General features: G+C 46.3%; 9 protein-coding genes. 3 read left to right on the top strand and 6 right to left on the bottom strand.

The annotated features are described in order from the left end of the window. Positions 1 to 410 precede the first annotated feature (410 nt). Complete coding sequence (locus QUA23_RS29985) at positions 411 to 2,348, bottom strand: serine/threonine-protein kinase (RefSeq protein WP_333079516.1); 1,938 nt, start codon at positions 2,346 to 2,348, stop codon at positions 411 to 413. A 500-nt stretch (positions 2,349 to 2,848) separates the two neighbouring features. Here QUA23_RS29985 and QUA23_RS29980 point away from each other — a divergent pair, with 500 nt between their 5' ends. Further along, positions 2,849 to 3,331 carry a 2Fe-2S iron-sulfur cluster-binding protein gene (locus QUA23_RS29980; RefSeq protein ID WP_006635922.1) on the top strand — a complete coding sequence of 161 codons (483 nt, stop codon included), beginning with the start codon at positions 2,849 to 2,851 and terminating at the stop codon, positions 3,329 to 3,331. A 38-nt stretch (positions 3,332 to 3,369) separates the two neighbouring features. Beyond that, on the top strand, positions 3,370 to 3,840 hold the full coding sequence (locus tag QUA23_RS29975; RefSeq protein ID WP_333079514.1) for a phycobilisome protein: 471 nt from the start codon (positions 3,370 to 3,372) through the stop codon (positions 3,838 to 3,840). Between the two features lie 17 nt (positions 3,841 to 3,857). Here QUA23_RS29975 and QUA23_RS29970 read toward each other — a convergent pair whose 3' ends face one another. The 5 genes from QUA23_RS29970 to QUA23_RS29950 form a co-directional block, all read right to left on the bottom strand. Then, positions 3,858 to 5,024, bottom strand: coding sequence for a pentapeptide repeat-containing protein (locus QUA23_RS29970; protein WP_333079513.1), 1,167 nt, complete (start codon positions 5,022 to 5,024; stop codon positions 3,858 to 3,860). 242 nt (positions 5,025 to 5,266) lie between these two features. After that, positions 5,267 to 5,929 carry a V4R domain-containing protein gene (locus QUA23_RS29965; protein ID WP_333079512.1) on the bottom strand — a complete coding sequence of 221 codons (663 nt, stop codon included), beginning with the start codon at positions 5,927 to 5,929 and terminating at the stop codon, positions 5,267 to 5,269. Positions 5,930 to 6,000: 71 nt separating this feature from the next. Further along, positions 6,001 to 6,471, bottom strand: a complete 471-nt coding sequence (locus QUA23_RS29960; protein WP_333079510.1) for a phycobilisome protein — start codon at positions 6,469 to 6,471, stop codon at positions 6,001 to 6,003. A 170-nt stretch (positions 6,472 to 6,641) separates the two neighbouring features. Further along, positions 6,642 to 6,908 carry a hypothetical protein gene (locus QUA23_RS29955; protein WP_333042386.1) on the bottom strand — a complete coding sequence of 89 codons (267 nt, stop codon included), beginning with the start codon at positions 6,906 to 6,908 and terminating at the stop codon, positions 6,642 to 6,644. Positions 6,909 to 7,003: 95 nt separating this feature from the next. Further along, positions 7,004 to 7,705, bottom strand: coding sequence for a V4R domain-containing protein (locus tag QUA23_RS29950; RefSeq protein WP_333079508.1), 702 nt, complete (start codon positions 7,703 to 7,705; stop codon positions 7,004 to 7,006). A gap of 281 nt (positions 7,706 to 7,986) precedes the next feature. On the opposite strand from QUA23_RS29950, the gene QUA23_RS29945 reads away from it, so the two are divergent. Then, positions 7,987 to 9,819, top strand: a complete 1,833-nt coding sequence (locus QUA23_RS29945) for a peptidase C14 (protein WP_333079507.1) — start codon at positions 7,987 to 7,989, stop codon at positions 9,817 to 9,819. The last annotated feature ends 839 nt before the right edge of the window (positions 9,820 to 10,658 follow it).

The following is a 10,658-nucleotide window of genomic DNA, read 5'->3' as shown; positions in this document are numbered from 1 at the left end:
CTCTTTTAACTATGGGGTCTTTTTTTTGGGCAAGATGGGACTTTTGGGGGGAGTATCTACCGCCCATGGGTAGAATAACTCTGTGGTTCAACATGATGATGGACCTTACTTCCAGTACGCCTTAGGCAAGGTTAGAGTGTAAGCTGTGAGGCTGCATCATGGGGTTAGGATGACAGAAGGAGGCTGGTGCATGAGTCATATATATGTAAGGTGTGTCTGCATTTCTTGGACTTTACTGAGGGACTTTTGGGTCTCAGATTGAGCCGATCGCTCTTAACAATTCCTCTGATTCAAAATCCAGAAGTTGACACGACACGGTACTTTAACCATGATCAAACTCCCAGGAATCGATCTCCCGCAAATACACTCTCCTGAATTACACCCCGAAACTCCTTTTGTTACGCCAGTTATCAGCCTTTGATGATCGAGGGCGAGTTGGTATCCTCAACATCTACATCTAAAAAGTGCAAGTGGCTCTCTTCCTCAGTATTGACAGCAATCACCAAACCTCTATTCCCCCAAGGAGCTATCGCCCGGGGTGAGGCGGGGCTGCTAAAACTCCCTACTTGAATCCCTTGACTGTTTAACACTTCTATGTGCCCCCCAACATCTGCCAATACCCATCCCCAATTAGCCACACAAGCAGACACGGGCAAAGTTTCAAGAGGAATTCGTGCTACCTTGAGTGGCCACAATTTCATCAACAGCACCGCCGCTTTACCACCTTGAGGAATTCCCAGCAAAGTATAAGGCTCAGGTGTCAACAGCATCTGTCCCACGCTGGCAGACAACCGCACAGAACCCACCGGCGTGCCGCGGCGAGTGTAAACTCTAAAAATAGTTTGGGGATTTTTTGGTTCGTTGTCCGGCCAAACTGCTAACACGTGTCGCCGATCCAAAAACATTAATTCTGGTAAATAGTGTTCTGGTAACGGCACAGTAGCGATCAGCTTCAAGGCTTTTTTCTGATCGCCAGGAGTGCTGTTTCCAGCTAAAGAATAAAAACGCAGTTCGCCGGGAACCGCTACTGTCAACCAGTTGCCGTGAGAGTCTACAGCAGCTTTAAAAGCATCTGGACCTTGCCTCAAACCCATATCCAGCAAACATTGAGGCTCCCAAGAGCGCTCATTGAGCCAGTAAAGTTTTTGCGGAGTGAGAACGCAGCAGCCGTGGGAAACAGGTAAAATGCCCCGCACAATTTCCGGCATTAATGAAATAGAAGTAGACATTTCTCCTGTAACTAGCTGTTTTCCAGGCTGAGACCAAACCTTCACCTCTGTACCTACAGCAGCATAGAGATACGTTTCAGTGGCAATTAAAGCGGTCAACGGTGCTGGAAGTATCAGTGGCTTGGGCTGCGAAAGCGCATAGCGGACAGTCCCAAGTAAATTAATCGCCGACAGTGATGCTTTTTCCTCTTCAACTTCTAGCAAAGACTCAGTTTCAGACTTCAAGCTTTTATCACCACTGTTTGTGGGGCTTTCCCAAGGAATAATGCAGTCGCCCAATTGCCTGACAGCGGGGTCGTACATGATCAGCCGCAGAGCTTGAGCCATTTGGGAAGCACTGGCAAAACGGCGGGCTGGTAGCTTTTCTAAAGATTTTTTGACTATTGCTTGCAAAGGTTCGGGGATGGCGTCGGGAAATTGCAAGCGTTGATTCAGGTGCGCCCACCTCAAGTCTCCGGGGGTTCCCCCGAAAGGGCGGTAGCCCATTAGCAATTCAAACAGCAGAATTCCTACTGCATATATATCTGACATCGGGGAAAAAAGACCGTAAAACCGCTCAGGGGCCATGTAAGCGGGGGAACCTACGGTAGCGTCGGGAGAAATTTCTTGGTGGAGGCGAGTGGTACCAATTTCTGGCAGCCGACGCGCGATGCCAAAGTCAGAAAGCCGGGGCGACCAACCTTTTGCTCCTAAAGTTAGGAGGATATTTTCGGGTTTGATGTCGCAGTGAACTACGCCTCGGCGGTGGGCGTAGTCTAAGCCGGCTAAAACTTCCATGACTAGCTGTAAACCTTCGAGCAGACGCAAGGGGCGGTCTTGTTTGAGCAGGTTGCGGAGGGTTCCTCCCTCGCAGTAGTCCATAACCAAGTACCTGCCTGTAGCTGTGTGTTCTAGAGCTCGGCAGGTAACAATATTCGGGTGCTGCAAGGTGATCAGAAACCACAGCTCTCGCAAGAATTCGCTAGTTGGGGCTTTTTGATGACTAAGTTCTTTGAGAGCAACCAGTTGGCTGGTGAGGCGGGAGTCCTGGGCGGGAGCTTCTCGAACGCTGGCACAAAAGACTCGACCAAATTGTCCTTGTCCGACTAGCCCTAAAATGCGGTACTTAGAATGTTGCATCGGTCTAATTATAGAAAAAGCTTGAGCTAGTATTAAAATATGTAAATAATTCTGACAAAAATTCAAATTGTTGAATCGCTCGCCAGGTACAGCCTATGTTATCTCAGGTTCATTCTCAGCCTCCTTGAGAGCGATCGCACACTCGCACCTACTAAAATCCTTGACCTTCGGAATCACTATCAATCTTGCCGAATGCCGGTACCCGATCTGGAACTACCTGTGGCTGCTATTTTAGTCGATCGCGACTATTACAGTTTTTTCAATGCCATCCAGAAAGTATCTAGGGTTTTAGCTTTTCAAGGCTAAGCTGGGGAATCGGGGCGAGGAAACAGCAACGACCAAAACAGAAGTGGGGTTATGCCATAGGGGTTAGAGAGCCAGAAGCCGATGCTGTCGTCAAGGCATCTTAACCTTTTTGAGTGATCGCCAATTTTTTTTGCGCTTTGAATAAGTTGATCGTAACTTGCTAAATACTGAACTTGACAGGAGCAAACATCAATATGGTTAAAATTATTAAACTAGATCCAATTGCGGAGGAAATAGCAGTCGAAACGCGATCAAATATCCTGTCTGCCTTACTTTCCAAAGACTTAGACGTTCTCAAGGAATGCGGGGGGCGGGGAATGTGCGCTACCTGCCATGTTTACATTAAAGAAGGCATGGAAGGCTTGTCGGACATGAACCGCCGCGAGAGAAGAACGTTGGAAGTCATTACTACGGCTAAAGCCAATTCGCGACTTGCTTGTCAGGCTCAAATTATGGGCGAGGGTGTGGTTGTACAGTTGCCTGCGGGGATGTATATTAATGCTATTGAAAATGTCGAAGCTCTGATCGGCCGCCGGGCCCAGCAAGATTTATTACACCCTATTACGGGTCAAGTAGTTGTAGAATCAGGTAAGTTAATTACTCGTTCTATCGTTACACAGCTTAATGAAACCCGCTTTCAAGTAGGACAGTATTTAGTTCGGACTAAAGAAGCTTAAAACGGATATGTTTGTATTTTAGTAGTAGAGAAAAATCTATGTTGAGTCAACTTGCGCGTTTGAGCATGGAAGCAGACGGACGCTACGCCAGTGCAGAAGAACTCCAATTTTTGAAAGACTACTTTCAGTCTTTGAATCACCGGATGAGTGCTTATAAAAAACTTCAAGCCTCTGAAACAGAAATTATGCGGCAGGTGGAAGCACAAATGCTGTCTCTAGACCCTAGTTTATTTCGGCGCGGGGCTAACGATATGACTGAAAAGTGCCGTGGAGATATTGTGCGGGTGTTGAGGCATTCAGCGGCAGCACTGTTGATTAATGATACTGAACGGTTGCGCGATCGGCTACTACTTTGGTTGCAAACTATTTTAGGCGCTGTTCAAGTTAGAAATAGTGCAACCGTGACCTACGATGTGATGAAAAAGGTTCTCAAACAATATCTCACGGTGGAAGAAAGAAACCTATTTTTTCCGATTCTGGACATCAACCGCACTTTACTAGGCAAATAATCAAGGGGGTTGACAACTTAACGCCGATAAACTGTGCCATTAGGAAGAGTGGCTCCAATCAACTTCGCTCCCGTCAAATCCGCCTCAGTGAGAATGGCTCCCCGGAGGTTGGCTCCTGTCAAGTCAGCTTTCTGCAAGTTGGCTTTACTCAGGTTAGCTTTGCTCAAGTTAATTTCATGCAGACAAGAATTAGACAGGTCGGCATTGATCAGGTAGGCTAGACTCAAGTTGGCTTTGCTGAGGTTTGCGCCGCTCAAGTTAGCTTCCATCAGATAAGCACCGCTTAAGTTGGCTTCGTTCAACAATGCCTCTGCCATATTAATTCCAGTTAAAAGTTTGCGGCTCAAATCTACACCGCTGAGGTCGGCCCCGCTGAGGTTAATACCGCTTAAGTGGCTGCCATTCAAAGTAATGTTTCTCAGGTAGGTTTTGCTGAGGTCTGCTTTGCACAAATTGGCTCTATCCAAGCAAGCTTCGCTAAGGTCTGAGCCAATCAAGCACGCACCGTTTAAATAGGCTTGAGTGAGGTTAGCTCGCCTGAGATTAGCTTTCAAAAGGTTGGCTTTGCTGAGGTTAGCACGGGTTAAGTTCGCTCCGGCTAGGTTGGCTTTGGATAATTCGGATCCGGTGAGCTGTGCTTCGGTCAAGTCTGCCTCTTTCAAACTCGCTAGACTTAAGTAAGCATCTTTGAAGTTTGCCCCGTTGAGATTGGCTTTAATCAGATATGCTTTACTGAGATTGGCCTCGGTGAGATTGGCTTTGGTGAGGTTAGCTGCACTCATATCTGCACCTATGAGATTAGCATTGGGAAGATTTGCTCCGGTCAGGTTTGCCCAATTCAGATGAGAGCCGGCTAGGTTGGCGCCGGTGAGATTGGCGCCGATGAGATTGGCGCCGCTCAGACTGGCTGCCATGAGGTTGGCGCCGGTGAGATTGGCTCCGCTGAGGTCAGCTTTACTGAGATTGGCTCGGCTCAGGTGGGCTTTGGTGAGGTCGGCCCCGCTGAGGTTCGCACCGATTAAGTAGGGTCGTTGCTGGTGTTGGTTGAGGTTTGCCAAAATTAGAGTTGGGGCATCGCTGGAACGGTATAAATCGATCGGACTCAACACAATGCCGCGCAGATTTGCCAGTCTAAAATCTCTTTCGCCGGCTGCATATCGAGTTAGAAGTTCATTGGCGTCCATTAAGTTCTAGCAAAATGTTTGAGGTTTTGATGGCTTTTAATTTTTATGAGTTTCTAGAGTAAGTTATGAAGTTTCTAGCTGCTAGTTCTCATCAGGTTTTATTTGAATTGCTAAAACCTTATTTTTTAACTCACGAGCTTTTTTATAATTTAACTCACAGTTTTGATGATACGGTCGATAATATGGCTGCCCAAAAATCGATTTGACAGCTATTAGCAACAAACTAATAGCTGTCAAATAAGTCAGTTTTTTTGAAAAAGTTGACTGAGAATAGCTTCATGGTCTTTTCCTTCTTCGACCATAGAATCTGCTGGTTGGAGGCGCTCGCGCAGCCCTAAAATAAAGCGGTTGCAGTCCGAACCCAATGATTCGCAGGATGTTTGCAGGCAGTGAAGTTCTCGACCCGTAAGCTGACTAAAGAAAGAACTTAAAATACCGGCTTCTAAAAAACAGGCTGGTCGCTTAGACTTGGGGGCTGTTTTAGCAAAAAGAGAGTTAGCAATTTTTACTATTAAAAATCCATGTTCGGAATAGCTGGGGTCAAGCTCAAATGTTCCCCATCCATGAGTTTTCCAACACTGCTGCAAGGACTGAAGAAATTCTACCATTTCCATTTCAGAAACTGGCTGACCGTAGTATTCGCTGACTTCTTCGCAAAAACGCACGTAGAAGTTTTTACCCCACCAGCGACCGCAGTTGAAAAGCACGAGGCGGGAGGCTTGACCTGTTTCTTGTTCTAAGCCAATATAAATGGCTTGAATCAGTGTTTCTGGGAGTGCTAAAAGCCGATCGCCCCGGCGGTTTTCGAGGAGACCGAGTTCGAGGTCGCCTCGGACGTAGGCATCGCTGGCAAAGTAGTTTCCAGGGAGTCGGGGCTGTTTGAGTAAGTCGGCAATATTAATCATCGGAAATTGGGAATTGGGAATCGGGAATTGGAAATTGGAAATTGGAAATTGGAAATTGGGAAGAAAGCAGATTATTTATTGTCTTGGTCAATAATAATTGACTGTGCTTGGTCAAAAAATGGTTGCAATATAGCCCGGGCTTGCTCGGAAAGCAATTCTTTTAAACGAGTTTGCAGCAGATTGCAAACAGTTGCTTCGATTTTTTGAGTTTGGTGGGCTTCGACTATGCCGGAAAGCCAGTCTACAAGGCGCTGTTCGAGGAAATTTTGATCGTTCAGCAGCATAGCCATAGCGCAGTAGCGCAAGACTAACACCCAGTGTTTGAGCGATCGTTCTAAGATTTCTTGTTTTTCGTCGGGGAATGTTTCTTGTAGTTTGTTGGCTACTGGTTGGAAGATGCTTGCTTCCTTCTCTCGCAAAAATTCGTAAATTTTTAAGCGCTGGACAAGGGTTACAGCTTGACGCTTAAAAGCCATGAGTTCTTCGCCTTTTAAAAAGCGGTTTTCTGCCTGATCCAGCAGCGCCTCAATCTCAGGGTGCATGATTTTAATTAAGTGGTAATCGGTAATTGATAAAAGGAAGGAAGTTCGGCAACGAGCAATGTACGGGATTTAACGGATTTAACTAATGGATTTTGAGGGATGAGGAAACAGGGGTGAGAGAAGATGGATGAGGGATTGCCCTATTTTTCATTTTCTATTCCCTACACAGATTAAAACAGATCGAATAGGTCATCAATGGTGACTTCTGCTTGTTCAGAAATAGAAATTACTGGCAAGGGTGGCGGTAGGGGTAGGGCACCTACTTCCGGAATTCCTTCCCACGAAATAGCTTGAAAAAAGTCTGCTACTGGCTGGGTTAAACTCAGAAGTTGACCGGGGGTCGAGCCATTTGGGGTTTCTAAAGATTTTCCCAGCCAATTATAGTGACCAAAGAATTCTTGGACAGATTGGTCCAACCATGAAGTTTGACTTTTCATCTTTACTTCCTGCCTGGAGAAATCCACCATCGCACTTTCGATCGCGAAATTGGTGGGAGGAAAGGCAGGGCAGGGGATGTGCCTTTCCAGGTTGTTTACCGCAATATTTCACCGTGTTGCAGTCGATTTTGAATATCGCGGGCGTTGGCACCTTCGTTGAGCCAGAATGCTGCTGCATCAATTTTATCTGGGTTGCCAAGCAGGAACTTGCAATAGGTTTCTCCCATTGAGTAACATTGGAGTTCTATGCAGCTCAGAGGCTTTTTGACTAAAGAGCCAAAGAAACCGGCGAACAAACCGGCGTATAGGTGACAAACCGGTTTGCCTACGTCTCCCAATGTGCGAGCAACTGCTGAGTCAAAGAGGTTGATGAAGATGCAGCCGTGTTTGCGATCGCTCATGTCCACTTCCCAGCGACCCCAACCTTGAGCCGTGAAAGGCCACCACCAAGTTTCTAGCAGAAACATGAGATTTGACTGGCGAATGTTCTGGCTGTATTCGGCACTAAACCATTTTTGAAAAAATTCGGAATCTTGAAGTCCCCACTGGCAACCAATAGTATACATGATGACAGAGGACGCGGGGCCGACTTCTTCTTCGAGCCCCTCCACCAAACCGATAATGAAGTCTTCGCTGGTAAAAATGTTGCGCGACTCATTCCAGTCGTCAATTGTACCCATCTGGCGATCGAAGGCAAAAAAATCTTGAAACCTATAGTGGCTGTGAGTTTTAGGATGCTTTTGTTTCAGTAGCGATTCGCTGTGGGTGGAAATTTCTTTTTTAGCGGTAGAGACCATTGGTGGGTTATTCCTTTTTGGTGTAGTTGGGTGAAAATTAGAGTCAAATAGACTGGCCTGTGTATCCAATTTAACTTTATTTTTCTAAAGGCAGGCACAGGGTATAATTTTTCACTGCAATATAAAAATTAAAAATTCTAAGATGGTAAATTAGGGGGTTGTTGGGAGTTCTGCCTTCGGATAACTGCTCTGTGAGTGCTGACGAAAGTGGGTATAACCTTAAACGGCTATGTGTTATCGTTTTGTGCAAGCTGTCCACTATATATATAGGGCATATGGGGATGAAAAATCACGCTTGTATTGCAATAGGCATCAATCAATATCAGTTACTCCAGCCTTTGAGTTATGCCCAAGAGGATGCAGAGGCCCTGTACGGTTTTTTGACTGAGGAGGCGGGTTTTGCGCCGGATGGATGTCTGCTGATGACCGATAGCTCGCCGTCGCTGTGGGGTCAATCTACATATCCAAATCGGGAAAATATTCTGAGATTGACCCAAAGCCTCTGCGCGGAACACGTTCAACAGGGAGATTTACTCTGGTGTTTTTTTAGCGGCTACGGTGTCAGCTATGAAGGTAAGGATTATTTGATGCCTGTTGACGGCAATCCGGCTGACATTCAGGGTACGGGGATTCCAGTAGAGTTGCTGTTGAATACTCTGAAAAACGCTCCTACGGAAACGGTATTGGTGCTGGTTGATATGAACCGCAGCCAGATTGTGAAAGCGGGGGAAACGATCGGCTCTCAAACGGTCGAGCTGGCGCGGGAACTGGAAATTCCAACGGTGCTTTCTTGCCGCCCGAATCAAGTTTCGCGGGAAACTTCGGCTTTGCGTCAGGGGTTTTTTACGACGGCGCTTTTGGAGGGGCTACGATCGGGACAGTGCACGACCATTAAGGGTTTAGACCGTTTTTTGAGCGATCGACTGCCGGAGCTGTGTGACCACCATTTGCGTCCGAAACAAGAACCTTTGATGGTGGTGAATCCTCCGGGAAAGGCTAATTTGGTGATTTTGCCGGATGCTTCAGGGGTACCAACTGCTGCGTTGGCCGGACGCAACGGCAATATGACGGTTGGTATGGCTGATGGGTTCGATCGCCCGCAAATGGCGACGGCTACGGCTCGAATGGATCTGCCTCCGGCAGTTCGCAACGCTCAGGATTCGCCTGTTGAGAATCCGCCTGTGTCGCAGCCAAATGCTGTGGCCGCTGCCGATCGGGGGGGCGATCGACCGAACTTGCAACAGCCGGAGGATGAGCATAACGGGGGGTCGGATAAGTCATTTTTGCAGCAGCTAATTTTGTGGAGTTCAGCTACGGCTTTGGTACTGCTGTTAGGGGTTTTTGTCACGAACAAATCAATTTTTATTGGCCAGCAAGAAGGAGATCCTCAATCGCCTGCTAAAAATGCCCAAAACTCTGGATCTCAAAAATTTACTGGTACTGGGGGGTCGCAGAACCAACCGCAGACGGTGCAAGCAGGGACTGGAACCAAGCAGCCACCATCGAGCCAGCAGGTGTGGGCTGAGGCGAAAACTTTCCTCAAGGATGGTTCGGCTTCTAGTTTTAATAAAGCAGTGGTTAAGGCTCGAACGATTCCGCCTAGCGATCCGCTCTACCCGCAGGCTCAGCAGGATATTGAGCGCTGGAGTTTGACAATTTTGGATATAGCTAACGGGCGGGCTGCTCGGGGCGATTTCCAGGGGGCGATCGGCGCGGCTAAATTGATGCCGGATGTCAATCAGCCTGTTTACAATCAGTCGAAACAGGCGATCGCTCAGTGGGAGGAGCTATCCAAAGACCAGGATGTAAATATTGCTTTGCTATCGGCTGCTAAGCGTCAAATTAAGCGGGGGGTTGCCTCTTCTTACAGTAAAGGCATCCAGCAAGTTAATAAAATTGAAGCCGGTCAGCCGAAGTATGAAGAAGCTCAACAGTTAATTGGAGAGTGGAGCGAAAGTATTCTCAAAATTGCTCAGTTGCGTGGCTCTCAAGGAAAGCTGAAAGAGGCAGTTGAAGCTGCTTCGCTGGTGCCGTCGGGTACTAAGAGTTATCAGCAGGCTCAAAAGGATCTCGCCAATTGGAAAACTAAGCTTCAACGCCAGAAAAAAGGTTGATTTAGTTGATAATTTCTCGGTTTCCCACCGGGAAATTATCTTAGCGACTGGCCAACATGGATCGTTGGCTTGATGGATACCTCTTGATACTGCAAAAACAGATCTACACATCGATAATTTAAAACCAATAATTTTATTCACCATTTCCCCTCCCCAGCTTCTGCGCGAGGGGATTTTATATGCCGCCTGGTCGGTTTGTTTTTGTAGAGTGAAAGATAGCGTATGAGCTGGTTAATTGGGGCTGCACAATAGTGGGATAATTTTGATTTTTTTGTGGATGGGTCCATGAGACCGAAGGCGTGTATTTTTAAAGCAGGCGGGACGCCTAACCCTACTCACCACAATAACCCTCAAATTGTGCAACGCCGATCAATTAATATCTTTAATTAACGTCCATAGTTCCCTAAACCTGCGACTTCATCGCCAAAATTGAGTTTTTCAACCATAAAAATATCTGTAAATATATATTTTAATTATAAACATTTCCTAAGTTAGCTAATGGTAATAGCAAATTTAAAAATTGAATTTTGGTATTTTATCACGTAGGCTTATCAGCTTTATCTATAGTTAATTTTAAGTTAAGTGACAGCAAATATGGCTACATATAATTGCTATATAATGCAAATGACTAAGACCAAATAGACTAAAAGAATCAGGTATGCAGAGTTAATTTGTTTATCTCTCTTTGTGGGCTATTAGGATCACTCGACGGAGGGAAAACTGTTTAAAATTGTGCTGTTTTTAAATTATTAGCAGTAACAGATACAGCACTTTGCTTAACGATTAGGTACAATAGTAGAGGTGATAAGAAAGAGAAAAATGAAACCCTACTCCCTAGA

This window comes from Microcoleus sp. Pol1C5, from assembly GCF_036701115.1.
GTDB lineage: Bacteria > Cyanobacteriota > Cyanobacteriia > Cyanobacteriales > Microcoleaceae > Microcoleus.
Note: the sequence above shows the minus strand (reverse complement) of the source record. Positions and strands in the feature narration are given on the sequence as shown.

Bases quoted from the DNA above. Each gene is read 5' to 3' on its own strand.
- QUA23_RS29960 (WP_333079510.1), bottom strand. From the start codon at position 6,471: ATGCACCCTGAGATTGAGGCGCTGCTGGATCAGGCAGAAAACCGCTTT.
- QUA23_RS29985 (WP_333079516.1), bottom strand. From the start codon at position 2,348: ATGCAACATTCTAAGTACCGCATTTTAGGGCTAGTCGGACAAGGACAA.
- QUA23_RS29965 (WP_333079512.1), bottom strand. From the start codon at position 5,929: ATGATTAATATTGCCGACTTACTCAAACAGCCCCGACTCCCTGGAAAC.
- QUA23_RS29975 (WP_333079514.1), top strand. From the start codon at position 3,370: ATGTTGAGTCAACTTGCGCGTTTGAGCATGGAAGCAGACGGACGCTAC.
- QUA23_RS29980 (WP_006635922.1), top strand. From the start codon at position 2,849: ATGGTTAAAATTATTAAACTAGATCCAATTGCGGAGGAAATAGCAGTC.
- QUA23_RS29955 (WP_333042386.1), bottom strand. From the start codon at position 6,908: ATGAAAAGTCAAACTTCATGGTTGGACCAATCTGTCCAAGAATTCTTT.
- QUA23_RS29945 (WP_333079507.1), top strand. From the start codon at position 7,987: ATGAAAAATCACGCTTGTATTGCAATAGGCATCAATCAATATCAGTTA.
- QUA23_RS29970 (WP_333079513.1), bottom strand. From the start codon at position 5,024: ATGGACGCCAATGAACTTCTAACTCGATATGCAGCCGGCGAAAGAGAT.
- QUA23_RS29950 (WP_333079508.1), bottom strand. From the start codon at position 7,705: ATGGTCTCTACCGCTAAAAAAGAAATTTCCACCCACAGCGAATCGCTA.